The organism is Gluconobacter sp. OJA (assembly GCF_039638325.1).
Taxonomy (GTDB): domain Bacteria; phylum Pseudomonadota; class Alphaproteobacteria; order Acetobacterales; family Acetobacteraceae; genus Gluconobacter; species Gluconobacter cerinus.
Genome location: NZ_JBDIWI010000001.1, coordinates 972,923 through 997,940 on the forward strand (window position 1 = coordinate 972,923; position 25,018 = coordinate 997,940).

Annotated in this window: 26 protein-coding genes; 14 read left to right on the forward strand and 12 right to left on the reverse strand. The window is 58.0% G+C overall.

Annotated features, from left to right (window positions below):
* Positions 1-66: 66 nt before the first annotated feature.
* From ABDK75_RS04540 to ABDK75_RS04585, 10 genes are all read left to right on the forward strand, one after another.
* Positions 67-1,548 carry a leucyl aminopeptidase gene (locus ABDK75_RS04540; RefSeq protein ID WP_346005085.1) on the forward strand — a complete coding sequence of 494 codons (1,482 nt, stop codon included), beginning with the start codon at positions 67-69 and terminating at the stop codon, positions 1,546-1,548.
* A gap of 2 nt (positions 1,549-1,550) precedes the next feature.
* Positions 1,551-1,994 carry a DNA polymerase III subunit chi gene (locus ABDK75_RS04545; RefSeq protein ID WP_346005086.1) on the forward strand — a complete coding sequence of 148 codons (444 nt, stop codon included), beginning with the start codon at positions 1,551-1,553 and terminating at the stop codon, positions 1,992-1,994.
* A gap of 65 nt (positions 1,995-2,059) precedes the next feature.
* Complete coding sequence (locus ABDK75_RS04550) at positions 2,060-2,905, forward strand: aldo/keto reductase (RefSeq protein WP_346005087.1); 846 nt, start codon at positions 2,060-2,062, stop codon at positions 2,903-2,905.
* A gap of 105 nt (positions 2,906-3,010) precedes the next feature.
* Positions 3,011-4,258 (forward strand): hypothetical protein, encoded by a 1,248-nt coding sequence (locus ABDK75_RS04555; protein ID WP_346005088.1) that lies wholly within the window; start codon positions 3,011-3,013, stop codon positions 4,256-4,258.
* Positions 4,255-5,115 (forward strand): hypothetical protein, encoded by an 861-nt coding sequence (locus ABDK75_RS04560; RefSeq protein ID WP_346005090.1) that lies wholly within the window; start codon positions 4,255-4,257, stop codon positions 5,113-5,115. Before ABDK75_RS04555 ends, ABDK75_RS04560 begins: the two co-directional genes overlap by 4 nt.
* Positions 5,112-5,633 (forward strand): hypothetical protein, encoded by a 522-nt coding sequence (locus ABDK75_RS04565; RefSeq protein ID WP_211503325.1) that lies wholly within the window; start codon positions 5,112-5,114, stop codon positions 5,631-5,633. The genes ABDK75_RS04560 and ABDK75_RS04565 overlap by 4 nt, the downstream gene beginning before the upstream one ends.
* On the forward strand, positions 5,633-6,724 hold the full coding sequence (locus ABDK75_RS04570; RefSeq protein WP_211498456.1) for a hypothetical protein: 1,092 nt from the start codon (positions 5,633-5,635) through the stop codon (positions 6,722-6,724). The genes ABDK75_RS04565 and ABDK75_RS04570 overlap by 1 nt, the downstream gene beginning before the upstream one ends.
* Positions 6,694-8,160 (forward strand): hypothetical protein, encoded by a 1,467-nt coding sequence (locus tag ABDK75_RS04575; RefSeq protein ID WP_346005091.1) that lies wholly within the window; start codon positions 6,694-6,696, stop codon positions 8,158-8,160. The genes ABDK75_RS04570 and ABDK75_RS04575 overlap by 31 nt, the downstream gene beginning before the upstream one ends.
* A 14-nt stretch (positions 8,161-8,174) precedes the next feature.
* Complete coding sequence (locus ABDK75_RS04580; protein ID WP_346005823.1) at positions 8,175-8,642, forward strand: hypothetical protein; 468 nt, start codon at positions 8,175-8,177, stop codon at positions 8,640-8,642.
* A 171-nt stretch (positions 8,643-8,813) separates the two neighbouring features.
* On the forward strand, positions 8,814-9,749 hold the full coding sequence (locus ABDK75_RS04585) for an ROK family protein (protein WP_346005092.1): 936 nt from the start codon (positions 8,814-8,816) through the stop codon (positions 9,747-9,749).
* 85 nt (positions 9,750-9,834) lie between these two features.
* On the opposite strand, the gene ABDK75_RS04590 is transcribed toward ABDK75_RS04585, so the two are convergent.
* The 3 genes from ABDK75_RS04590 to ABDK75_RS04600 all read right to left on the reverse strand — a co-directional run bounded on the left by ABDK75_RS04590 (position 9,835) and on the right by ABDK75_RS04600 (position 12,186).
* Positions 9,835-10,716, reverse strand: a complete 882-nt coding sequence (locus ABDK75_RS04590) for a phosphatidylcholine/phosphatidylserine synthase (protein WP_046901261.1) — start codon at positions 10,714-10,716, stop codon at positions 9,835-9,837.
* Positions 10,717-10,730: 14 nt separating this feature from the next.
* Positions 10,731-11,408, reverse strand: coding sequence for a phosphatidylserine decarboxylase (locus tag ABDK75_RS04595; RefSeq protein ID WP_317215575.1), 678 nt, complete (start codon positions 11,406-11,408; stop codon positions 10,731-10,733).
* A 61-nt stretch (positions 11,409-11,469) separates the two neighbouring features.
* Positions 11,470-12,186, reverse strand: a complete 717-nt coding sequence (locus ABDK75_RS04600) for a methyltransferase domain-containing protein (RefSeq protein ID WP_346005093.1) — start codon at positions 12,184-12,186, stop codon at positions 11,470-11,472.
* 40 nt (positions 12,187-12,226) lie between these two features.
* On the opposite strand from ABDK75_RS04600, the gene gloB reads away from it, so the two are divergent.
* Complete coding sequence (gene gloB, locus ABDK75_RS04605; protein WP_346005094.1) at positions 12,227-12,943, forward strand: hydroxyacylglutathione hydrolase; 717 nt, start codon at positions 12,227-12,229, stop codon at positions 12,941-12,943.
* A 55-nt stretch (positions 12,944-12,998) separates the two neighbouring features.
* Here the strand turns inward: gloB and ABDK75_RS04610 are convergent, their stop codons facing one another.
* The 8 genes from ABDK75_RS04610 to ABDK75_RS04645 all read right to left on the reverse strand — a co-directional run bounded on the left by ABDK75_RS04610 (position 12,999) and on the right by ABDK75_RS04645 (position 20,125).
* Positions 12,999-13,154 carry a DUF2474 domain-containing protein gene (locus ABDK75_RS04610; RefSeq protein WP_086633006.1) on the reverse strand — a complete coding sequence of 52 codons (156 nt, stop codon included), beginning with the start codon at positions 13,152-13,154 and terminating at the stop codon, positions 12,999-13,001.
* A gap of 19 nt (positions 13,155-13,173) precedes the next feature.
* On the reverse strand, positions 13,174-14,199 hold the full coding sequence (gene cydB, locus ABDK75_RS04615) for a cytochrome d ubiquinol oxidase subunit II (protein ID WP_046901265.1): 1,026 nt from the start codon (positions 14,197-14,199) through the stop codon (positions 13,174-13,176).
* Between the two features lie 6 nt (positions 14,200-14,205).
* Positions 14,206-15,630, reverse strand: coding sequence for a cytochrome ubiquinol oxidase subunit I (locus ABDK75_RS04620; protein WP_046901266.1), 1,425 nt, complete (start codon positions 15,628-15,630; stop codon positions 14,206-14,208).
* 210 nt (positions 15,631-15,840) lie between these two features.
* Positions 15,841-16,917: a DUF2125 domain-containing protein gene (locus tag ABDK75_RS04625; RefSeq protein WP_346005095.1), complete on the reverse strand. Its 1,077-nt coding sequence runs from the start codon at positions 16,915-16,917 to the stop codon at positions 15,841-15,843.
* 250 nt (positions 16,918-17,167) lie between these two features.
* Positions 17,168-17,917: a lysophospholipid acyltransferase family protein gene (locus tag ABDK75_RS04630; RefSeq protein WP_346005096.1), complete on the reverse strand. Its 750-nt coding sequence runs from the start codon at positions 17,915-17,917 to the stop codon at positions 17,168-17,170.
* A 44-nt stretch (positions 17,918-17,961) separates the two neighbouring features.
* Positions 17,962-18,603: a YdcF family protein gene (locus tag ABDK75_RS04635; protein ID WP_408874405.1), complete on the reverse strand. Its 642-nt coding sequence runs from the start codon at positions 18,601-18,603 to the stop codon at positions 17,962-17,964.
* On the reverse strand, positions 18,552-19,451 hold the full coding sequence (locus ABDK75_RS04640) for an FtsX-like permease family protein (RefSeq protein WP_211508738.1): 900 nt from the start codon (positions 19,449-19,451) through the stop codon (positions 18,552-18,554). The genes ABDK75_RS04635 and ABDK75_RS04640 overlap by 52 nt, the downstream gene beginning before the upstream one ends.
* On the reverse strand, positions 19,448-20,125 hold the full coding sequence (locus ABDK75_RS04645) for a cell division ATP-binding protein FtsE (RefSeq protein ID WP_046901269.1): 678 nt from the start codon (positions 20,123-20,125) through the stop codon (positions 19,448-19,450). Before ABDK75_RS04645 ends, ABDK75_RS04640 begins: the two co-directional genes overlap by 4 nt.
* A 122-nt stretch (positions 20,126-20,247) precedes the next feature.
* Between ABDK75_RS04645 and ABDK75_RS04650 the strand changes: the two genes are divergently transcribed.
* The gene (locus ABDK75_RS04650; protein ID WP_346005097.1) at positions 20,248-20,715 is read left to right on the forward strand and encodes a zinc-ribbon domain-containing protein; all 468 of its coding nucleotides are present in this window, start codon (positions 20,248-20,250) and stop codon (positions 20,713-20,715) included.
* A 9-nt stretch (positions 20,716-20,724) separates the two neighbouring features.
* Here the strand turns inward: ABDK75_RS04650 and ABDK75_RS04655 are convergent, their stop codons facing one another.
* Entirely contained in the window at positions 20,725-21,135 is a 411-nt protein-coding gene (locus ABDK75_RS04655; RefSeq protein ID WP_086633011.1) for a hypothetical protein, read from the reverse strand.
* 117 nt (positions 21,136-21,252) lie between these two features.
* Between ABDK75_RS04655 and ABDK75_RS04660 the strand changes: the two genes are divergently transcribed.
* Together ABDK75_RS04660 and ABDK75_RS04665 are read left to right on the forward strand one after the other, a co-directional pair.
* The gene (locus tag ABDK75_RS04660; protein WP_346005098.1) at positions 21,253-23,073 is read left to right on the forward strand and encodes an ATP-binding protein; all 1,821 of its coding nucleotides are present in this window, start codon (positions 21,253-21,255) and stop codon (positions 23,071-23,073) included.
* Positions 23,070-24,974, forward strand: coding sequence for a response regulator (locus tag ABDK75_RS04665; protein ID WP_346005824.1), 1,905 nt, complete (start codon positions 23,070-23,072; stop codon positions 24,972-24,974). The genes ABDK75_RS04660 and ABDK75_RS04665 overlap by 4 nt, the downstream gene beginning before the upstream one ends.
* Positions 24,975-25,018 lie beyond the last annotated feature (44 nt).

A 25,018-nucleotide genomic window follows, 5' to 3' on the forward strand; every position in this document is an offset into this window, starting at 1 on the left:
GTGTGGAAGCACGCTGTTCCCGATAACGGGAGCACTGAAATGGTTCTGCCATGCAAAAGGTGCGATATGCTCGATATTTCTTTTGGTTCGCTTCCAGCGCTGAACGACGCCCAGCCACAGGCCGTTGCCCTGATTGGGCATGGGAAGGCGACCTTTGAAGACAGCACCTTCAAGACACTCGATGACGCGACGGCTGGTGCATTGAGCCGTGCTGCGTCTTTCAAGGGTTTCAAGGGCGAAGTTGGGCAGACAGTTGTGCTGACGGCGCCATCTGCGGGGCTGTCTCAGGTTGTTCTGGTGGGGTGTGCGGCTAAGGATGGCTCGGCTGTCGGGTCGGTTGCTGTTGAAAATGCTGGTGGCTCAGCGGCTAAAGCGCTCGATGGCGTGGCTGATGCGGTTCTCGCCCTGACGGCAGATATTGCAGAATTTGCACCAGAAGCTGCGTTGGGTGCGCGTCTGGCTCGTTACGACTTTGCTCTGTATCGCACGAAGAAGTCTTCCGAGAGGCCGGTTCTGAAGGCTTTGACGGTCGTGGCTTCGGATGTTGCCGCCGCTGAAGCGCGCTGGACGGCTCTGGATGCCGTATCTCGCGGTGTGTTTCTGACCCGTGACCTTATCAGCGAACCCGCCAACATTCTGTCTCCGGAAACGTTCACAGCGCGGATCGAAGCGCTCCGTGAGACGGGTCTTGAAGTGGAAGTTCTCGATGAAGCCGCCATGCAGGAATTGGGCTTTGGTGCCCTTCTGGGTGTGGCACAGGGAAGTGCGAACAAGCCCCGCACGGTAATTGTCCGTCATAATGGCGGTGGTGATGAGGCCCCTCTGGCCTTCATCGGCAAGGGCGTAACGTTTGATAGCGGTGGAATTTCGATCAAGCCTGCTGCCGGCATGGACGAGATGAAGACCGACATGGGCGGTGCTGCCACGGTGATCGGCCTCATGAGCGCACTGGCGCGCCGCAAGGCTCCTGTGAATGCGATCGGTGTTGTCGGACTGGTGGAAAACATGGTGTCTGACCGGGCCCAGCGTCCGGGCGATATTGTGACGAGCTATAGCGGCCAGACCATTGAAGTGCTGAACACGGATGCCGAAGGTCGTCTGGTTCTGGCAGATGTGCTTGCCTACACAAAGGATCGTTTCAAGCCGAAGCTGATGGTCGATCTGGCCACATTGACCGGTGCGATCGTGGTGAGCCTTGGAACGGAAAACGCAGGTTTGTTCAGCAATGACGACGTGCTGGCTTCCGGTCTGTTCGAAGCTGGAAAGCAGGTTGGCGAAGGTCTGTGGCGGATGCCGATGGGCGAGGCCTACAACCGCCAGATCGACTCTGACATTGCTGATATGAAGAACATTGGTGGCCGTCCGGGGAGTGCCATTCTGGCGGCTGAGTTCCTGAAGCGCTTCGTTGGTGAGACTGTCTGGGCGCATCTGGATATTGCCGGCACGACATGGAAGACGACGGCGTCCCCAACGGCTCCAAAGGGTGCAACTGGGTTTGGGGTTCGTCTTCTGAACCAGTTCGTACAGTCTCATGAGGCCCGTGCCTGAGAGTGGATGTCGGATTTTATCATCTGACGCGGACGCCTCTGGAAGAGGCGTTGCCTGCGCTTCTGGGGAAGACGCTGGATGTCGGGGAGCGGGCCTTGGTCCGTTGCCCTGATGCAGCGTCCGTCACGGCTCTGGATGCCGCACTCTGGGCGTCCCGCGATCCCGTGTGGCTTCCGCATGGCACTGCGAAAATGGGTCATGCGTCCTGGCAGCCAATCTGGCTGACAGAAGGAGCTGATGTGCCGAATGGCGCAAAGTTCCTGTTCCGGATTGACGGCGCTGGAGAAGACGATTTTTCTCCGTTCACAAGAATTTTTGACCTGTTCGATGGGCGTGACCCCGCGAGCGTCCAGAGGGCCCGTCAAAGATGGGTAGCCTTGAAAGCGGCTGGCCATACTCTTGTGTACTGGCAGCAGCAGGAGCGGGGCTGGAAGAAGTCCGGCTGAGGTTCAGGCGGAACATCTTCGGGGGTATGTCGTTGTGTGACAGAGTTCTTCCCGGGAGACGCCTTATGAAAACCGTTACGCTCCGCAACGGCACCACCGTTCCTGCATTGGGAATGGGGACATGGAATGTCGGAGACAGTGCAGATCGCCGCGCTTTGGAAATCGAGAGTTTGCGCACGGGTCTGGAAGCCGGTTTGCGGGTTATCGACACAGCGGAAATGTATGGAAACGGCCGGTCTGAAAAGCTGGTTGGGGAAGCCATCGCGGATGTGCGGGATGATGTTTATCTCGTCAGCAAGGTTCTCCCGTCCAACGCGTCTTATGACGGCGTGCGCCGGGCCTGTCGGCGTTCGCTGGACCGTCTGGATACGGACTGGCTGGACATGTATCTGCTGCACTGGCGGGGTGGTACGCCACTGGAAGAGACCATTCGGGCGTTTGAAGACCTTCAGACAGACGGGCTGATCCGGGGATGGGGTGTTTCGAATTTCGATGTTGATGACATGGAAGAAATCGAGGCGCTTTCAGGATCCTGTAAGGTCAATCAGGTTCTTTACAGTCTGGAGCATCGCGGAACAGAGTTTGATCTGCTGGATCATGATCTTTCGACCGGCACTGTGACGATGGCTTATTCTCCGCTGGGGCAGGGCGGTGACCTTCTCCAGCACCCCGCTCTTGCCGAGATCGCAGGGAGACATGAGACGTCTGCTGGCCCGGCTGACCCTGCTCAGATTGCACTCGCTTGGGTGATGCGTCGGGAAAATGTCATGGCTATTCCCAAGGCTGGCTCTCCAAAGCATCTCCTCTCCAATGTTGCCAGTTTGGAAATCAGCCTCACCGAAGAGGACCTGAAAGTTCTGGATCATGCTTTCCCTCCGCCGCAACGCAAGGTATCTCTCGCCATGATCTGACGGGCATGATCTGATACGGCCCGTTCCCACTCTGGACCGGACCGTACCCTGCTCACTTTTTCTGCCCTGTTTCATACTGATCCGGTCTCTCTTTGCCTCGCGGCATTGACGTTTCCTACTGCTCTTAAGACAGACCGGGAAAGCCGTGTTGGCCGGGGGCGCTTTGCCCTTCCGGCAGCTCTTGCGGCTGTATTGTTGACGTCTGCTCCGGCTGTTGCTGTAGCGATTGGCGTGCTGATGACGCAGGAGCGCAAAGCGTGCCCGGTATGGTGGGCGCTGCCAGCTCTCATATGCTCGACGTTGATGCCAGACAGTACGTTGGCGCTTCTTTCTCTCTTTCCGGTGCTGTTCTGGCCTGCGCTCTTTACGCGTGAGGGTGCGCTGTTTCCGGCGTTGTCGTCTGTTCTTGCCGTTGCGCTTGTCTGGCATGCGGGGGCCGTCGTCCCTATTGGCTGTGCAGCGGGACTGGCTGCTCTTGTTTTGCTCGTTTTGGGGCGCAGCGTGTTCTGGGGAATTTCCCCGGGCGATCTGGGACTGGTCCGGCCTGTCATTCTGGCAACGCTTCTGATTGCAGCGCAGGATGAGGGCATGGGAACAGGCGCGCGGATTGCGCTTGAAAGCCTGTTGCTGGATCTCACCCTGATAACGCTGTCCGTTCCGGCGCTGAGACTGATGCCAGTCCTCGTGACGTTGCGTCTGCCGTTTCCACCCCTGCCGGGGTTTCTTGTGTTGTGGCTGGGAATTCACGCTGCGCTGGGGCTGGCTGCCGGTGTGCAGGGCTGGAGCGTGATTGGAGTGCTTGTGGCGCTTCTGATTGGCCTGATTTCACTGTTTGATGTTTTGACTGTGGGGCGTCGGCCCGACACGGGTGTTTTGCCTATCGGTCCAGCTGGTGCGGTCTGCGGGGTTATTCTGGGCGCGCTGCTGCTGCCGGTGGCAGTGTTTGGCGTGTTCAGTCCCGTGCTTCATCACGTCGAGGGAGAGTGGGTCTGGCCGTTCTGGTCTTTGGGCGGCGGAGACGGTGCGCACCTCAAGGTGCCAGCTTTGATGTTAATTCTCAGTGTGATGTGGCTGTTCTTTGTAAAATCGTGGCGCACGGAGCGCGGTCTTGAAAAGGCGATCGCGAACTTACTGCTTCCGGGGACGCAGACTGGCCGATCAGAGACAGGACTCTTCGAAGAGCCTCCGGCTCTGCCCTGGATCATGCGTCGTTTGATTGTCGGTGGTCGGATCCGTCTTCAGGCACTGGCAGCGCTTAAGAGCGGTCAAATGCCAGATATGCGGCAGATGGCGGTGGGGCTCTGGCTTGTGCTGCTTGCGCTTGTTCTGGTGGTTCTGGGTCTGACGGCATGATGATGACCGGTCTATGGGCTGTCGCCCAGACGTTGTTTCAGCTTTTTATTCTTCTGGCTCTGGCACCTGTCATGGCGTGGGCGCTGGCGGAGTTGCCTCGCTGGATAAATGGCGAAGCCATTTGCGGGCCTCAGCGTCAGATGCGCAGGGCAATCCTCTTCTGGGGCGTTGTCTTAAGGCAGCCTGTCGCACCGAGACTGGCGCTCGTTCTGGCTATCGCATTGTTGATCTTTGTTGTTCTGCCTGCCGTGACGACGGGCGGGGCATTTGTTTCTCTCGCCAATCCTCTGCTGATCGGCCTTTTGCTGCTGGCCGGTCGCCTCATGTTAGGCGTTCCACAGCAAAGGGAAGAATGGCGGCGGGTTCTCCCTGCCGTTCTGGTGCTCTGCCTGACGGAAGCCTTGATTGCGCTTGCGGCACCGGGCGCGGATGGTCTGGGGGGCTTATGTGCCATGTTGCACATTGAGCCAGCACCAGGGCTGGAAGGCGCGCTGGGCGCATGCGCATTGGCGTTGGCAATTTCCTGCCCGCCCCTGCGTGAAGACGATATGATCCAGCGTCTGGACGGCGAAAAAAGCCGTCAGGCTCGTGAGATGTCGCGGAATGTTGCGGAAGTTTTGAATGCGGCCTGGCTTCTGCTGTTGGCTGATCTCGCTCTGCCCATCACGGTTGGTCTGGGTGGAAGCGATGTGACGGGCTGGTTTGTTGGATTGGGTGGGCTGTTGGGTCGACTTGCTCTTGTGGTGGTCGTGCTTATTGGACTGAGGCTCACCGCACAGGAACGCAGTGAACGACTGACGGCGCTATTTGCCGGCGTGGCGCTTCTGCTCGCGCTCGCCGGGAGGTTTGCGACATGATTGTCGGATTTGGCATGCTCCTGCTGCTGGCGCTTGCCGGGCTGGGGCGAGATGGACGAGGCCTGCCACTTTACGGTCTGGTATGTGCTTTTGCAGGGGCGACAGTCTGTGGAGGGCTTTTGGCGCTGCTTACCTCGATCGCATTAATCGGTCTGAATATTGGTGCCTGGATATGGCTCAGGCGGTTCGCTGGTCATGTGCCAGATCGCGGTGCTGTGCTGCCTGTGGTCGGTGCGTTGCTTCTGCTGCTGGCACTTGGCCTCTCAGGTGCGAGTCTTGGTTTGGCGCCTGTGTTGGGAGCGGGAGCCGTTTTGGTAGGCCTTTGTGGCGCGGCTTTCGGCCCAGCCCTTGTGCAGTTTACAGGGCTGCTGATGGCTGCTGACGGACTGATTGTCATGGCGTGTGTTCTTCAGTCGTGGCCGTTCTTTGCTGCGGCTGTAGCGCTATGGGGTGTTCTGGGCGCACTGGGGATGACACTGTTGCCACGCCTTGCCTGGCGGCGGGTGGAGGAAAACTGATGCATCCACTTGCTCCCGTTGGAACTCTGTTCGCTGTGACAGTCTGGCCGCTTCTGGCCGCTTTTCTGCTACTCATGACGCCTCCCGGTCGACAGGCTGTCAGCAGTCGCACGTTTGCGATTGCTGGTGCTCTCATGACCCCCGTTGCGGTTTGGCTGATGCCGGGTGCGGATGCGCTCGCCGCCGCGTGCTCCTGCGTGGTTGCAGTCATGCCGCTTCTTTTGCCGCCTGCGGGAGACCGGGTTGGACGCATTCTGCCTTTTCTGGTGACCGGATGCGCTTTGATGGCCCTGAATGTTCATTCAGCTTTCGCCGTTACGGTGCTGTGTGGCGCAGGAACGGTTCTCTGGGCGTGGCGCGAGGGCCGGGGCGCGCAGAAGGCTGCCATTGTCTGGGATATGGCAAGGTCACGTCTCGGTGGAGTTATTCTGGGAGTGCTTGGGGCATCCCTGCTGTCGATGGATCAGTCTCCTCTGGGGCCAGTTCTGCTGACAGTCGGGTTGTGCATGATGGCCGGTCTGGGGCCGTCTCCCGTTCCGGAACCTGATGCCGTGCTGCTTGATACGGGTCTGAGGTTTGCAGCCATTCTGCTGATGTTGCGACTGGACGGACACCCGCTCGTTCATATTCTGGTGCTGGTAGCTGGGTTCGGGACACTGATCATGCGTATGGCAGGCCAGTCCCGAGGTCGCGGTGTCTTCTTGCCCATTCTGTCCTCGCTGGGTGCGATTGCCGCGGCAGTTGGTGAAGGAAGTGCAATTGTCCTTCTTTTAGTGGCGTCTGTTGGGTTGGCTGTTCTGGAGCGTCAGAATGATGGGCGTCGATACGAGATGGTTGCTGCTGGCGTAGCGCCATGGCCGGTCTTTTGCGCTTTGTTGGCGATCGGTCGTTCTCTTGAGCCGTTGCTCCTTGTGCTGATGATCGTTTGTCTACTTCCCGGGTTGAGGCAGGTTCGTCTGGCCGGGCTGATGCCGTCCGGTCTTAGTCTCAAGGGTGGCATTGTTCCGGCCGTTGAAGCTGTTCTTTTGCTTGTCGGTCTTTGCGGGCCGCTCCTTCTGGCATGGCATCCAGCACCTGGGTGGCGCCCATGATGAGCATGGAACGCATCATCCGAAGTGGTGAGCGGGTTGCGCTGGCGCATTACCATCTTGATTCCGAGCAATGGGAAGCGATGCTGACTGCCCCCGGCAGAGCTTTGTCACTGTTGTCCTGCTGGGCGGATGAGCAGCGTGTTTACGTGCTGTTGCTGGACGGCGATTGCCCTCTGATGACCAGTACGGCGGTGGAAGATCGTCGTTATCTGGCGCCATCTTCACGTTTCCCTGCGGCGGAGTGGGGGGAACGCGTAGCCTATGATCTCTGGGGCGTTGAGGCCATGAGTGCCTGCGGAGATGGTCGTCCTGCCCTTGATGATGGTTTCTGGGAAACGACATGGCCGCTGTCCTCACGGCCGGGGCCTGGAGGGCAGGCTATGCCCTTGCCTGCGGGCCGTAGTCGCCTGCGCGCGGAAACAACAGGATTGAGCGGTCCGCTCGAACTCTCTTTCGATGTGGTGCGCGGCGCAGTGCAAGGGCTGTCCGTCGATGCCGGGCTGGCTCATCGCGGTGTGTTGCAACGCATGGTTGGATTGTCGCCTGAAGAGGCACTTCCGCTGGTTTCCCGTATGACCGCTGGGGGTTTTGTCGCTCACCCAATGGCGTTTTGCCGGGCTGTTGCCCAAGCGCGCGGGTTGCAGCCGGGTCCAGGGACGCGGGATGCCTGGATGATCCTTCTCGAAATCGAGCGAATTTCCGTCCACCTCTTCGATATGGCGAGAACAGCACGTGCCGTGGGTGCGGGACTGCTGGCAACATACTGCGAGCATGCGCGGGAGGCTATTGCCGCTGTTTGTGCAGAGCAGGGCGTACCGCGCCGACTGACGGACGTGATTACGTGCGAGGGTGTGCGGTCTGGTTTGGAAATCGTTCCGCTGGCTCAAGCTGTTCTGGAAGTCATGTATTCCCGCATGGCGCAACTGCGCGAACTGCAATCCGTATTTGCACCCCGTTTGAAGGGACTGGCTGTTTTGGCGCCCGCGCAGGCACGTGAATTTGCAGTAGGTGGTCTAGTCGGTCGGGCTTCAGGTCGAAGTCTGGATGTGCGTCGCAGGGAAGTCGGTATGCGGCTGGATGCTTTGCGGGCAACAGGCTCCAGCGATGGCGATGCGGCGGCCCGCGATGCGCTGCGTTTGACGGAAATCCGGGATTCTCTGGCTTTAATCAAGCGGATTTTGGGGAGCATCGGCATGGATGATGACGAGCCCGCACCTGAAGCCACGCAGGAAGGCATTGGCGCGGCTGAAGGGGCGAGAGGTGACGTCTGGTACTGGGTCCGCCTGAAGAATGGGAAGATTGAGTCTGTCCATGCCCGAGACCCGGCTGTCTCTTTGCTGCCCGTTCTGTGTCGCGTTTTGCAGGGAGAGGCTCCAGAGCGTTTGAGCGCCGGGCTGAAGTCTCTGGCTCTGGCCCCGTCTGGAGTGGCAATGTGACAGCGTTGCAGACTATGGGCCCACTCAGTGTGTTGCATGCTTTCCTGAATGTCTCGCGGTGGAGAGTATCCGCTGACAAAGGCACGTCTGTCCGTCCTGATACGATCAAATTGTACGTATTGGAGACCGGAGGATGTGAAGGCTGCGCCATGGAAATGGAGAGTTTATGCGGCAGTGCTTTCGCTCTTGAGCAATATGGCTTCGCACGCGTTACCGATCCGGCAGATGCAGACTGGCTGTTGGTTACGGGTCCGATGGGCAGGGCCTGTGTTCAGATGCTTGAGCGGGTCTGGAATGCGATGCCGACTGGAAAAAGTCTGGTGGCTGTAGGGGCCTGCGCTGTTGATGGCGGAATGTTCGGGCCGAATTATGCCACTTTGGGAGGCTTGAAAGCGCTCACGCCGGTCCGCCAGGCTATTCCAGGATGTCCTCCGTCTCCCCAGGACATTCTTGTGGGTCTTCAGCGTCTCGCTGAGAGATGAATGGCGGAGTTTGACCAGCACTCGATCCTACAAAAACAGAAACATTGATTTTTTGTGATCGGATGACTTGCCGACAGAGGCTTTCACGTTCAATCAGACGAGCGCATACAGTGCGTTAATCTGTTTTCAGGCTCTCTTTTCAGACGGCCGCCAAACAACACAGGGCATGAGATGGCTGACTATCGCCTTGGTATTGATCTCGGTGGAACCAAGATCGAGATCGCAGTTCTTAATCGTCAGGGCGACCTTGTCCTGCGTGAGCGAATTCCTAATCCAGGTGTTTATCCGGAAGCGGTTCTTGCGATCCGTGATCTCGTGACGAGTGTGGATCATCGTCTGGGGGCTGTTCCCAGCCACCGCGTGTCTGCCGGTCAGAGCACGTCCACGCTGGGTATTGGCATTCCAGGATCGATTTCTCCGGAGACGGGGCTGATCAAGAACGCCAACGCGACCTGGCTGAACGATCAGCCTTTCGGCATGGATCTGGAATCGGCTCTGTCCCGCCCTGTTCGCACAGAGAACGATGCAAACTGCTTTGCGTTGTCTGAGGCGGCCGATGGTGCAGCCAAAGGTGCACAGACTGTTTTCGGTATTATTGTCGGAACGGGCATGGGCGCTGGCATTGTCAATAACGGCCGTGTGCTTGAGGGCCGCCACCATATTGCTGGTGAATGGGGGCATCTGCCGCTTCCCTGGCCGCTCCCTGACGATGGTGAGCCGCGTCCTTGCTTCTGCGGAAACAAAGGCTGCATGGAGCGCTATCTTTCCGGTCCCGCTTTGGCTGCTGACTGGAAGGGGCCTGGTAACCGCAACACGGCTGGCATCGAAGATGCTGCTGCAAACGGCGACCAAGCTGCCATCCGCGCACTGAACCTTTACATGGAGCGCTTTGCACGCGCCTGTTCCCTCGCGATCAACTTCCTTGATCCGGACGTGATCGTTCTCGGAGGCGGAATTTCCAATCTGGCGTCGCTGTATGAGCGTGTTCCGCCGCTCCTGAGCAAGCACGTTATTACGCCGGTCTGCACAACGCCAATCGTCAAGAACCTGCATGGTGACAGCTCTGGCGTCCGCGGTGCAGCATGGCTTTGGGATGTCACGGAATAAGTATTTTCCGAATGGCTGGAAGACTGCTTCCAGCCATTTGGAGACATAAAAAAAGCCGCCGGTCATTCCGGCGGCTTTTTTTTGTTCAGATTGCTTCTTCTTCAACCGTTTCGGACATGTCTTCAGCGGCCCGTTTCAGCCGGTGATAAGACCGGCGGGAAAAGGGCAGTATTGCGACATAGAACAGTCCGGCGGCGGCTAGTGCGCCCCACGGGTCTGCAACGAGAACGGCCGCATAGAGGCCCGTTCCCAGCATGAGCGGCAGAACATAGCGGGCCGGAACCTTGAAATTCTTGAAAGACCAGACCGGCAGCGTCGAGACCAGCAGCAGACCTGTCAGGATCAGGCAGACTGCCGAGACGATGGGTGCACGGGCGAAAGCTGCGAGGCCTTCGGCATGCATCCTGTCTGCCTCAAGGCCCAGGAATACGGGGAACAGAACAATACCTGCGCCAGCAGGGGCTGGAACGCCGGTAAAGAAGTTGGCGGAGTAATCCGGCTTGTCATCGTCATCCAGGCTTGCGTTAAAGCGTGCCAGACGAAGGGCCATGCAGACCGTGAACATGATGCAGGGGACAAAGGCATAGCGCCCGGCATCTTCAAGGCACCAGATCAGCAGCACGAACGACGGTGCGACACCGAAGCATACGAAATCTGACAGACTGTCGAATTCGGCGCCAAAACGCGTTGTGCCGCGCAGAAGGCGTGCAATCCGGCCGTCCAGTCCATCAATGCAGGCTGCGATCAGGAGAGCGACCGCTGCGTGTGCAAACTGGTGTTCCAGCGCAAAGCGCATCCCGCTCAACCCGGCACACAGGCCGAGCATGGTCAGGATGTTGGGAATCAGCCGGTTAAAGGACGGTCCCCGCACGCGTGTGCGGGGGGTGCGTCCCATGCGGCGCAGTCGGCGACGAATGCGGCGGCGTCTGGCAGGACGGTTGGGTTCAGCCGTCTCGGGAATGGTCATTGGCGCGTTCTGGCTCAGAGCTTCGCCAGGACGGTTTCGCCCCCGATCATGGTCTGGCCTTCAACAACGATCGGCTCAACCCCCGGCGGCAGATACACGTCTGTGCGGGAGCCAAAACGGATCAGACCGAAGCGTTCACCAGCTTCCAGGTGCTCGCCTTCTTCAACGAAGCAGAGGATGCGGCGCGCAATCAGGCCTGCGATCTGCACGACGCCGATATTGCGGCCATCGGGAAGGGTCAGGCGGATTTCGTTGCGTTCGTTATGCTCTGAGGCCTTGTCGAGGCTGGCGTTCAGGAACTTGCCCGCATGATAGGCAATCTTCGTGACCTGACCGGCTGCAGGCATGCGGTTGATGTGCACATCCAGCACGGACAGGAACGTCGAGACGCGCCAGACCGGAGTTGTGCCCATTTCAAGCGCTGCCGGTGGAGCAACGAGGGAGACTGACGTTACACGGCCATCTGCAGACGCCAGTACGAGATCTGATCCCGGTGGTGGTGTGCGCTTCGGGTCCCGGAAGAAGTACAGGCAGAAGGCAGAAAATGCGATGCCAGCCTTTCCGATGAGACGCGTGAACCGCCAGGGCGTCAGGCGGCCGATGATGCCAACGAAGGCACCTGCAGCGAGGAAGGGAGTCGCAGCGCGATGCGGCGGCGACAGGACAAGTTTGAGGGACTGGATCAACGACATGGAACGCACTCTTACGGCACAGGAAGCTAGGGTCAAGAATTCGCCACAAAGAAGGCGTTTTTCAGGCAGGTTCTGCAACCTGTCTGGGGACGGTCACACGCGCTTTTTCGTCCATCAGGGGAAGGCCTGCATAGACGTTCTTGCGAGCCACCACGATATGGACGCCCGCGCAGGGGTAGCGGATCATTTTTCCAACGCGTTCTGGAAGTGTGCCTGAAAGGCGCGACAGCAGAGCAGGGGGCGTCATGAGGGCGCCAGTATGGTGTTCGATTTGGAACAGTCCCTGCTCCAGCAGTCGCGTCAGTTGTCTGGTGCTGAAGGGGACGCCGTGACCAAAGGGTGTTGCATCCGTATGGGCCCAGTAGCCGGAGCGGTTTGGCACGACGAGAATCAGGTAGCCGTCATCTGTCATGACTTTCCAGGCGGCGCGGAGAAAGTCTGCTGCTGAGCGGGTAAACTCCAGTCCATGAACGACCAGCACCGTATCCATCGACAGGTCATCGAAAGGCAGACGCCCGCTATCAATCAGGCAGTCCTGACCGATGTGGTGAAATGGGCGCTGGGTCTGGGGATGCTGCAAACGTGCAGAAATTGCGCACCCCGCTGTGGCAGGAAGATAGGGGCCGGGGTACCCTATCCCGAGCAGTCGACGCGCCCGGAGGTCTGGCAGGAGGCTGTTCAATCTTCGGTTGAGGAGGCTGGCTGTGCGTTGGCCTGCCCAGCTTTGATAGAAAGCGGCAGCATCTTCAGAACGGGTGCGTGTCAGGCGCGTCAGCATGGAAGTATCTAACCAGCAAGCTCAGTTCAGGGGAACTGTCATGTCACTTGATATTCAGTCCATTCCGGTTTTGTCAGACAATTATGTCTGGCTTTTGAAAGCAGAAGACGGGACGCGGGCTGTCGTGGACCCAGGCGAAGCTGGCCCAGTCATGGACGTGTTGGGAGAAGGGCGTCTCGATCTGATTCTTCTGACGCATCACCACGCGGATCACACGGGAGGGGTGGAAGCCCTTCGCGAACGATATGGCGCGAAAGTGTTCGGCCCATCCCAGAAACAGGAATGGCTCCCCAAGCTGGATCGTGGCCTTGAAGATGGTGACAGCTTTTATATCGGATCCACCAAAGTGGACGTTCTTCTAACGCCGGGACACGCTGTCGGGCATCTTTCCTATGTTGTGCCTGAAGTGCCTGCGTTGTTCTGTGGTGATGTGCTGTTCAGTGTTGGATGTGGGCGCCTGCTGGAGGGGACAGCAGAAGAACTGTATCGGAGTCTCCATCGTTATGATGCGCTGCCTGATAACACGCTGGTTTGTGCCGGACATGAGTACACCCGCTCGAACATCGCTTTCGCATTGCATGTCGATCCAGACAATCAGGCTCTGAAAGCGCGGGCAGCGGAAGTGGAAACGCTTCTGGAAGCGGGGAGACCGACATTGCCAGTCTCTCTGGGAACGGAGCGGGCCACGAATCCATTTCTGCGAGCGTCCGATGTGGCGCAGTTTGCGGACTTGCGTCGGCAGAAAGATACCTTCTGACGGCATGAAAAAACCCCGCCTTTCAGGGGCGGGGTTTTTCTTTGGGAGGCCTCGGTTAGTGATGGCCGCCGAAGATGATCCTCTTGAGGAGTTCAGCGCCCACGCCAACGACGAGGACACCGCTGAGCCAGAAGAGTACGAACCATCCCACCCGTTTCATCCAGGCGACAGTGCCGGTTTTCTGGTTGGGCTTTCCGTACTCGATTCTCATGGCGCGAACTCCCTGAAGGTCAGTGGTAGTGATGCTCGTTCGTCACTTTTCCACGGAACACGTAGTAGGAATAAATCGTGTAGCCGAGGATGACTGGCAGCAGGAACATCGCACCGAACAGGACGAAAGCCTGACTGCTTGGTGGTGAAGAGGCCTGCCAGATCGTGATGGTCGGCGGCACGATATACGGCCACACGTTGATCCCGAGGCCGGAGAAACACAGGAAGAACAGACCCAGTGTCGAGATGAACGGCAGCAGGTGGGACTTGCGGTTGCGCAGGCCCAGGAACAGCGCGCCAGCCACAGCTACGACAGCGACGGGAACCGGCAGGACCAGAGCAAGCTGTGGCCATTCCAGCCAATGCTGCATGTAGGTGGTGTGAAGCTGTGGCGTCCAGACAGATACAGCGACGATCGTCAGCAGCATCAGGCCGGCAAGGCCGTAGGAAACACGACGCATCGTATCCTGCAGTTCGCCTTCACAGCGCCAGATGAGCCACGTGGAGCCCAGAAGTGCGTAGCCGATTGTGACGGCGGCACCACAGAACAGTGCAAACGGCGTCAGCCAGTCCAGCGAGGTTCCGACGAACACGTTGTTCTGGACGGGAATGCCCTGCACCAGCGTCCCGAGGATCACACCCTGCATGAATGCTGCAACGATGGAGCCACCGCAGAAGGATGCATCCCAGAACAGCTGTGAACCGGGAGACTTCATCTTGAAGCGGAACTCGAAGGAGACACCGCGCAGGATGAGAGCCAGCAGCATGAACAGGATGGGCAGGTACAGCGCGGGAAGAATCGTGCCGTAGGCGACCGGGAAGACACCGTAGAGTGCGGCGCCGCCGAAGATCATCCAGGTTTCGTTGCCGTCCCAGACAGGGGCGACCGTGTTGACCATGACGTTGCGGTGATCGTGATCCCGTTCCTTGAGGAACAGGACACCGATGCCGAGGTCAAAGCCATCAAGGATGACGTAGAGGAAGATGGCTGAGGCCGCGAGAACGGCCCAGACCACGGGAAGCCAGAAAGCGGCGGATTCGGTCATGATCGCTTACTCCGCCAGACCAGCATTGTGGGGGTGATGTGAGACCTGCGTGGTACCAGCGGACATCTGCGGCTCGTGCTCGGACGGACCTTCCTCACCAGAGTGAGGCTCTTCTGCGAAGCTGCGCAGAAGAATGGTGATGCCACCTGCAAAGACCACAAAGTACACAATCACGAAGGCAACCATCGACGTCGCCATGCTCGGCAGAGCGATCTGGGAGACACTGTCGGAGGTCTTCAGGAGGCCATAGACCGTGTATGGCTGACGGCCGACCTCAGTCGTGATCCAGCCACACAGCAGGGCGATGAAGCCTGCCGGGGACATCCACAGAGCGACACGATGGAGCATCGCGTTGCTGTAAAGGCTGCCCTTCCAGCGCAGGAAGAGAGACCACAGACCAACCAGAACCATGAGCGAGCCAAGCGCGATCATGATGCGGAAGGAGAAGAACAGCAGCGGCGAATACGGGCGCAGATCCTTCGGGTAGTCCTTGAGGCCCGGCACCTTGCCATCGAGGCTGTGCGTCAGGATCAGGGAGCCGAGGAGCGGAATCTGGACCTTGTAGTGCGTCGTCTCGTTTTCCATGTCCGGAATACCGAACAGGATTTCCGGCGCACGGCCTTCAGAGTCCCAGTCGCCTTCCATCGCGGCGATCTTGGCTGGCTGGTATTCCAGCGTGTTCAGACCCTGCGTGTCACCCGCCAGGAACTGGACCGGAGCAACGATCGCGGCCATCCACATGGCCATGGAGAACATCAGGCGGACCTGTTCGGACGCCTGACGCCCTTCACGACGGGCCTTCAGCAGGTGCCAGCCAGCCACGCCAGCCACGATGAACGCGACGGACAGGAACGCTGCCAGTCCCATGTGCACGAGGCGGAATGGGAAGGACGGGTTGAAAATGATCTGCCACCAGTTGCCTGGCAGGAAGCGACCTGTCGCTTCATCAATGATGTAGCCCTGCGGCGTCTGCATCCAGGAGTTGGAGGCGAGAATCCACGTCATAGAGATCAGCGTGCCGATCGAGACCATGCAAGTGGCGCCAAAGTGTAGGCCTTTGCCCACGCGGTTCAGGCCAAACATCATGACGCCAAGGAAGCCGGCTTCGAGGAAGAAGGCCGTCATCACTTCGTAGGCCAGCATTGGGCCGAGGATGGGGCCAGCCTTCTGCGAGAACTGGGACCAGTTGGTGCCGAATTCGTAGGACATGACCAGACCGGAAACCACGCCCATCGCGAATACGACGGAGAAGATTTTCAGCCAGTATTTGAAGAGATCCAGATAGGCGCTGCGTCCCGTCTTGAGCCAGAGGCCTTCAAGAACGGCGAGATAGGCAGCAAGCCCGATCGAGAATGCCGGGAATACGATGTGAAACCCGACTGTAAACGCGAACTGAAATCGCGCGAGAAATAAAGCCGACAGGCCAAACATTGCGATGGTGCCTTCTGCTTGGGAGGCGGACCGCAGAACCGGTCCGCATGGACCCGTCAGCTACGCTCGCACCCTAGAAGTCAGGAATGAGCTGAGATCATGCGCACCGCACTGCACACATGACCCGGATCTGAATCTTGAAAGCCGCAGCACGGGAATAGTTTTCTTTCCGCGCCATGGTTTTGACAAAAATCAAAACATTCCCTGCGTCTACTCGCGCAAATGTGACGCGTCAATTTTTTGTGTGGAGATTGTTTGCAAAAGTTGTTCGAGAGCAGGTGCAGCATGACCGTTCACGACGGAAACTTCTGCGACAACAGGATGACTTTCTGCCAGTCCGGATGAGGGCGTTGCGTGCAGAATGCGCTCAAGGAAGACGCGCGTGTCTGGAGCAAGCGAGGACTGAAGGCGCGGAATATTCAGGATTTTTTCGGCGGCATCATGCCAGTTCAGAAGCGACAGGGTAAGGTGACCGTTGAGCGCTGGGTATGTCAGTTCACCGGAAAAGGAAAGATGTGCAGAAGTCGCTTCCGACCCCATCGAAAATGATGCTGTCTGCACAAGTAGGCGCTCATAGCCTTCAGGACTAAAAAGTGGACTTTCAGGATGTGTGCTGGACGTTGTGAGAGCTACCACGAGATGAGCGTTGTGCAGCGGATATTTGGCAGCGTTCAAAAATGATGTGCTGAGAGTGGAAGACAACACATCCAGTCCGAGGCGTGTGGCTCCCGCTGGGGCTTGGGGTTGGATGAGGATGCGTCCAGAAGGGCGGGACAGCGCGACTGTCTGATCCACAAGGTCCATTGCGACGGCGACTTGGGCAGAAGGAGCATGGAACATCACGGTTCCGTCCTCTGAGATGTGCAGTCTCAAAGCTTCTGTGAGAATGGTTGCTCTGGCCGAAGAAGTGATAATGCGCGCAACCTGACGACCGGGAAGGGAGACGGTGAGGCCTTTTCTGACGATTTCCGTCCATGGTCCGCCAAGCCTGAAAGTCTCACCTGCCCAACCAGCTTCAAATGGTTGGGCAGGAAAATTTTTATGGCTGAGCTGGGGTTTCTGGATGTCGATCCATGCTCCGAAAGGCCAGCCTCCACGACGAACTTCTCCAGTTTCTACAGACCATCCCGTAGCTTTCAGGTTCGCGACTTCGTTTTCAATTTGTGCCTGCATTCTGGTGGTGACGTGATGCCACAGGGCGGTATCTGCAGCTGCCACAACTGTAATGAAACAGAAGATGACAAGCGTGATTTTCAGGTAACGGGCAGTATTGGAAACTGGGTTCACTGGGCCTGTCTTTGTGTAACGGGATAAAGAAGCTGGTTCGATGGACGGTATTTTATCCCCAAAACAGCATTCCGCGTGCAGTCATTGTTTGACAGCCGAGTCTATGGAAGGCGATCTGGGCACATTGAAGTCAGGGAATAGCTGAAAACCGCAGAAAAACAGGGTTTTTTAGCTACGCATGGAAACCGTCGGGTTTCTTGAGATTCGCCCGAAGCCTCTGGCCTCAAAACTCCTTCTGTTCCGGCGGCTGTTAAACTCTCTGAAGCTCCACAGAGTTATCCACAGTATTGCGCGGTAACTCATGGGTTGCGCACAGTTCATCCCATGCTTCGTTCAGCGCGGTCGTGAAGCCGTTGCGTCCCTCTGTGGAGGGGAGTGGCGCGCCGATGACGACCTTCAAAACACCAGGTTTTTTCCGCCAGGGAGATCGGTCCCAGAAGAGGCCGGAATTGGTGGCGACCGGCACGACAGGAACATTAGCCTGTCGGGCTAAAGCAATAATGCCGGGCTGGATGGGGTGGCGCTCTCCGGGGAGAGTGCGCGTGCCTTCAGGGAAGATAATAATCTGTCGGTCAGATGCGTGAGCGCGTGCGCTGTCTTTCATCATGGTCCGCAGGGCTTTCGATCCAGCGCTTCGTTCCACAGGGATCATGCCGCTCAGAACAAGCATGGGGCCGACGAGGGGTATTTTAGTCAGTTCCGCCTTGATGATGTAGGTCGGGAGGAGAACCAGATTCATCCACACGAAGCCATCGAAGAAGGACTGATGCTGGGATGCAATGAGGCTTGGGCCTGCAGGAATATTATCCCGACCATGAACTTCGATTTTCACGAAGCAAAGCTGTGCAAATCCGAAGAGCACCGCTCTGGACCAGAGTTTGGCGTAGGAGAGTGCCAGATCCTGTCGCTTCATGAGGCGGATCGGGATTGCACCGAGGCCCATGATGACTGTGAGGATCAGGAAATAAAGATTGAACAGCAGGCCGCGAAGAATGCTCATAATTTTGTCTGCTCACCAGAAAAGCTGCGGTTGTACAAGGGGCCTTAGTGAGGCGTAAGGCCAATCTTGCCGTCTGGCAGGCCCGTCAGATTACTTAGTTCTGCGCCTAGAAGTTTGAAATATTCCCGGATTAGTAAGTGCAGGGTCTGGCGGGACAGTGGCGCTTCCAGAGCTGGCGGGAGAACCGGATAAGGCACGAGTTCCAGATCTGGGGCAGTCCGGCTGAGCTCTATAATGGCGCGGCGAATGTGGTAGCCAGCGGTAACGACCAGCAGGCTATGCATCTTGTGATCTCTGGCCCACGTCGTGGTCTCATAAGCATTGCCAATCGTGCTAACGGCACGGCGGCCCAAAGTGACACGGCTGGCCAGATCGCTGGAAAGCGTCTGGTTCTGAAGGCGCACAAGTTGATCGAGTGTAACATGGGGCCCGACGCCAGAAATCAGTAGAAGCTGGCCATATCCGCCCTTGAGAAGGGTGAGGGAGGTTTCGATACGGGATTGGCCGCCCGTGAGGGTGACGATGCCATCGCAGACAGTGGCAACATGCGGTGGCTGCCGGGAATCGTGGATGAACCAGACGAAGCCAGCCGACCAGAGCACGGCAATAAGAAACAGCGAGGAAAGAAAGGCCTTCACGGCAATCGACGAAGCCACACGAGCACAACGCCCTGGGCTGTGATCCATCCCAGAAGAGCCGCAATGACGGGCAGGGCACCGAGCTCTTTCAGGAGGCTGAGAGGTAAAATGCGGAGTGTTGTCCACCAGCCATCCAGTGTGGTCGGAAAGGTGCTTGGGACGGTGGCCTGATGCGTGAAGGGGGCGAGGGTTGTGGCAAGGGAGGTTGTCAGTGGCGTGAGGAGGACGAGGCCAGCCACGCCGCCCATAAAGCTGAGGAGTGCAGCCCGACCGGCAATATGGCTGGAAATTGTAAAGTCCCCTGCGCCAAGAGAGTGCACGATCTCCACAGCCCGTTTCTGGGCAGCGACAGAGCGCCGCACAGTGATGCCTATGGATAAAACGGCAATCGCTGCGATCAGGATAACGGCAAGCCAGGCGCATCCGACGAGGCTTGTGCCCAAATGTTCAAGCCTCTGGCCCCACTGCATGTCTTCCTGAACAATGGCTTCGGGTAGCGTCTCATGAACAGTGGAGCTTAGGTTAGCGTCAGGCGTGTGGGCGACGATGAGGACGGTGGGCAGTGAGAGCCCCGGCAAGCCTTTCCGTGAATCCGTAGGCTGGCCAAGCCAGGGCGCCAGTAGATCCTGCACCTTGTCTGTGGAAAGCTTTTGCAGGTTGGTAACGCCTGGCAAGGCTTTGAGAGCATGAATGAGTGCGTCCGTGCGATCTGAGGCGTTTGGAATGTCCGTCGGGATTTCGATCGTTGCAGCACTTCGGGCCGCCTGCGCCCAGCCGTCTGCAAGCGCTTGAACACCGGTCAAACCAGCAAGAGCCAAGCCTGCCAGCAGGGTCATGAGAGCAACAAGCAGAGGGAGGCTGCCTGAGCGCAGACCGGGAGAGACGCGGCGGCTCACGCTATCGCCTCATTTGCATGCGGATCGAGCGTGCCATCACGGAGCATGATGGATGGGGCGGGAGCATCGCGCACGAGACCTTCGTTATGCGTCGCGACAATCACGGTTGTTCCCAGATCAATCAGTTCCTGGAACGTTGCAAGAAGGCGTCTGGCCTGAGAATCCTCAAGAGCGTTTGTTGGTTCATCGGCGAGAAGGATGTCGGGGCGTCCGATCAGGGCGCGTGCAATAGCAACACGCTGCTGTTCGCCCCCGGAAAGAGTGGTTGGCCGGGAATGGGCGTGCGGGGAGACATCCAGCCAGTCCAGGACGGCAAAAACCTCCTGTCGAATATCGCGTTCGGAGCGCCCGCGCAGACGCAACGGGAGGGCGACGTTGTCAAAAACATTCCACTCCCCGATCAGGCGGTAATCCTGCGGGACGAACCCGATGCGTCTTCTCAGGTTCCGGAGGGTGCTTCGGCTGGCGCCCGTGACTGGGGTGTTGAGAATATCCATTTGGCCAGAGGCGGGTTTTGCCCCGAGTGTCAGAAGCTTGAGAAGGCTGGATTTGCCTGCGCCTGATGGCCCGAGAAGCCAGCGGAATTCTCCCTGAGGGATTGTCAGGGTCATGCCGTGCAGAACAGGCTGCCCAACGCCAGCAGGTTTCAGGGAGACATCGCGCAGGCGGATCATATGAAAACGATCAAAGGTGTTGCAGGCGTATTAACCATTTATTAACGACAACCTCGTCATATGGGCAACCCAGTTGAGGTCAGACCGAGGCCGGTACGGTCTGATTTTTGAAGGATACCGTGATGCGTGTTGAATGTCCCCACTGTCATGCTGTTTTTGAAGTGCCTGATGCACTTTTGGAGCAGGCGCGGCGGCTGCGTTGCGCGAACTGTGGGGATAGCTGGCCTTTACAAGAGGCGCACGAGCCGGAGCTTGCACAAAGTCCGCCTGATGACTTGTCCTTGCTCAAGGCTGAGACTGAAAAGCCTTCAAGCCCTGAAATATCACAGTCTTATCCTGTTGGATTGAGCGCGTCCGAAGCACGGGACGCTGCGAAACATGCGTTTGTTCTACATTCCCGGACAGTAACGCGCGGTCTGGGTAAACCCGAGACTGTCGGGACGAAAATGATTGGAAGTCTGGGGACTTGGAGTGCCGCGTGGGGGCTCAGCCTCGTGGTGGTCGGCGGAGGCGTGGCTGCACTGTGGCACTGGAAGGCTGGAGAGCTAGTGACTTTATTGCCGGGTATCGGCCATGTCCTTACTCCCTGAGCCTAGGGTTTACATGTTGCGAGCAGCCAGTGCGGACAGGGTCGCTCCAATTGCGGCAAGTCCCATCAGGAGAAAGCCGTCGAACATGAGGGAGCCTGGGGTTAGCAGGTGACTGCCGATTTGAAGATGGGTCGGCAGGGTGCCCGCCACATGGTTCATGATGTCTTTCGCCTGCGGGTCAGCGCTTGCAGCACTCGTCGTAATGGCGTTCACGATGTGCGGCAGGATGTACCAGCCCAGACCAAGAATCAGGAGAAGCGGAGCGAGAAGCTCTGCGACCTGTTGGGCAAAGTAGAAGGCGAAATAGCAGATGGACCAGATGCCCGTCCGGATCAGCGCGCCGGTTGAAAGAGGGCCGCTTTCCCCGCTGCGGGAGTTGAGCAGGCGATCCGTCAGGTTGCGCGAGGGCTGAATGTCCATGAGATACGGCTTCCACTGATCCGGTAACGGGAGTTATCTTCGCCCCTTGGAAATCGGACGAACATCAGCTTCGGACTAGCTGCAAGAGGCCGTTAATGCAAACATTCCGTCATTCTCATGCTGCCTTCTGATCTTAAAGCTCCGCTCGGAGCCACAGAGACCGCACGTGTTCTGCTCGTGGAGCCGGATGACGCTCATGCCCAGCGGATCTGGCGTGTTCTTCTAAAGGAAGGCTTCACCGTCACCTGTCTCGGCAGCGGTGAAGCTGCTTTGGGAACGGTTGAGGATCTGATGCCTGACCTTGTGGTCGTGTGCTCTGAGCTGCCCGGTATGACGGGTGGGCAGTTGGCGCGGCGTTTGAGGCTGGATGCCCTGACACGCACCATCCCGATCCTGATGCTGACGGAAGATGCTTTTCCCGGTGGTGAGCGAGAGGGGCTGGAAAGTGGGGCAGACGCCTATATTTCCAAATCCGCTCATCCTGACCTGCTGGTGTTGCGGATGCGGGCTTTGCTTCGGGAAGGACCGGAGCTTCTTCAGGTGGATGAAGCCTCTCGCTTTCGTCGGGCAAGAATTGTCATCGTCAATTCTCCCCGTGAAGAGGAGGACGACGAAGAGATTACCGAAGATGCACCCGAGACAACGTTGGGGGAGCTGCTCTGGCGTGATGGGCATACGGTCACGTCCATCGAGCGTTCAGACGATCTGATTGATGGTGGATGGTTGCGCGGCGCAGACGGCCCGGACTGCCTGGTGCTGGAACTGGGGAGCGGGGATGAAGATCTCAAGTTCTGCCGTCTTCTGGATGCGCGGCGTCAGGCTGTGCTGGAAGCTGGTGGAATTCCGTTTCGAACGCTTGGCATTGTGGAGGCTTCACGCTTCCGGAGGCAATCTTCGGGTGAATTCTTCGAGGCCGGCATTGACGATTTGGTTCCCAGCGACATTGCCATAGAAGCCCTCGCCATGCGGATCAGGACGCTGGCGCAGAGACGCATGGCGCAGGATGAGTTCCGACAGCAGGAAATTGAGCGGCAGCAGAATGCGCTTACTTTGGAAGCGGCAAGGGCGAAGGCCGAAATGGCTGAAGCTCTTGCGCAGGCCAATATGGAATTGGCGCGCACAAACGAACAGTTGATTCAGGCGCAGTCGAAACTCGTGCAGACTGCCAAGATGGCGTCGCTGGGTGAACTGGTGGCGGGTATCGCTCATGAGATTAACAATCCGCTAGCCTTCACGATTGCTCATGCCGATACAGTGGAGCGGACGTTGAAACGCCTTCAGACGCTGGGAAGCCCGGAGGATGGGGCGCCGCTCATGCAGAAGGGGATTTCACGTCTGGAATCCATGAAACTCGGGTTGCAGCGGATTCAGAATCTCGTTTTGAGTCTCCGGCGATTTTCCCGGCTGGATGAAAGCTCATTCCAGACAGTCGATGTTCCTGGTGCGCTTGAGACAGCATTGGCTTTGCTGGGACATAAGCTTGGCCAAGACATTAAAATTGAAAAGGATTTGCAGGCTCCGGCGCATTTGGTCTGTCAGCCTGCGTTTCTGAATCAGGTGGTTATGAACATTATTTCCAATGCGGCCGATGCATTGGCGGATATCTCGCCTGAGGGCGGCCCGGTGCAGGGGCGTATTGTGATCAAGTCCCGTCTTGAAAATGGCCGGTATGACATGACGATAAGCGATGACGGTCCGGGTTTGCCGATGGAACTGCGAAACAGGGTGTTTGATCCGTTCTTCACAACCAAGCCGGTTGGAACAGGCACGGGGTTGGGGCTTGCGATCGCTTATAGTGTGATGGAAGCCCATGATGGCATTATCGAAATCACAGATGCCCATTTGCCGGATGGCCGCGGAATAGGGGCGTGTTTCCGACTCAGCCTTCCCGTCACAATGACGGAAGATGGACCGGTGGCAACGGGGCGTTCCGTATGAGTGTGTGGAGTGTGAAGGGGCCAGTACGTCCCCGTATTTTGCTGGTGGATGACGAAGAAGAAATCCTCGTTGCCCTGGAAGATCTGCTGGAAGACCAGTACGAAATTCTTGCAACGACGGACCCGCTGAGAGCTCTGGAGCTTTTGCGGGCGCATCCGGATGTCGCCACCATTATCTCCGATCAGCGGATGCCTGGACTGACAGGGGATCAGCTTTTGATGCGCGCGCGCGAGTTTTCGGATGCGCGCAGTATTCTGCTGACGGGCTATGCGGATCTGGATGCTGTGGTGTCTGCCCTGAACCTTGGACAGGTGCAGGCTTACGTGCACAAACCCTGGGATTCGGACGCGCTTCGATCTTTGGTTGGGGAAGTGACGCAGCATTGTATTGCCCAACGGGCGCTGCAGACGGAACAGGCTCTTTTGCGGGGCCTGATGGATGCCCTTCCGATGGGGCTTGTTTTTTCGGATGCTCAGGGGCGCTGTATTCGCAGTAACGTGCGCGATGAGGCTGCACAGGATCTGAACGACGAACTGATGCATTTCCCGGAAGTGCTGCGTGCTGATGTTCAGCAAATGCGTGACGATGTTCGTAGCACGGGGCAGGAAGAGCGGCTGGTTGCTGAAGTTCTGTCAGATCATGACGGAGGAACCGTTCAGCGCTGGCACGAATTGAGCCGCCTTTCATTGGCCTGGCCGCAGGGAGTTCCGACGGAAGACCGATGGCAGGTCAGCATGGACCGGGACGTTACGCAGCGAGTGCTGATGGAAAGCCGTCTGCGGCAGGCGGACAAGCTTCAGTCCCTGGGCACATTAGCCGGGGGAATTGCGCACGATTTCAACAATCTTCTCGCTGCCATCTCCGGGTCCCTGGAATTGCTGGAAGACATGGTGGACCTGGATGAGACATCCAGTGCTCTGGTGAAGAACGCTATGGAATCTGCGCAGCGTGGTGCTGTGCTGACACGGCGGTTACTTCAGTTTGGACGCCCACGTGAGGCACGCTTGGCACCGGTAGCGTTGCAGGATCTTCTGCCGGGGCTTGAAGCGCTTCTGGTTCAAAGTCTCAAGCGCCGAAGTGGCGAAAGAAGTGTGGCCTGCAAGCTGTCGCTTGAGGATATGCCTGCTGACTTTCCCGCTGTCTGGTCAGATCAGGATCAGCTCGAAATGGCGCTTCTGAATCTCTGTGTGAATGCTCGGGATGCCATGACGCAGGGTGGGACAGTATCGGTGTCGGCGCGTGTAGTGGGGCAGAAGTTCAAAACCCTACCTCCGGAATGCTGTCTGGATCGTGCGGTGGCCATTGATGTGGTTGATGAGGGTGAGGGCATGTCACCTGAGGTGATGAAGCGGATTTTCGATCCATTCTTCACCACCAAGGACGTCGGGCGCGGAACAGGGCTGGGCCTTTCCAGTGTGTATGGCTTCCTGAGCCGCAGTTATGGTGAGATCGTTGTGGACAGCACGCCTGGCAAGGGGACGTGTATGACATTGCTGCTTCCTGTCGTCCGAAGCGATGTCGTGGCAGATCGGGTGGCGGACGATGAGAAACCTCATTTCCTGAAGGTATTGGTCGTCGATGATGAGGCGCCGGTTCGTATGGTGACGGAGGGTTTCCTTCGCCATGACGGGCATAATGTAGCCGCTGCGTCGTCTCTGGCGGAAGCTCTGACCCTGACAGACGAAAATGGTCCATTCGATCTGGCTGTGATTGATATGCGTATGCCTGATCATGATGGCCCAACCTGCGCAGCCATTCTGATGGACAAAATGCCTGAGCTGAAAGTGCTGTTTATCAGTGGGCACACAGATGCGCAGTCTGAAAATGCGCCGTTGCCCAAGCCCTTTACACAAAAAGGGCTTCAGGATGCGATCAAGCGGTTGATGCAGGGGGCAATATAACCTGACGGGAGAGGTCCTCTTGTCAGGCGCTATATCCGCACCAT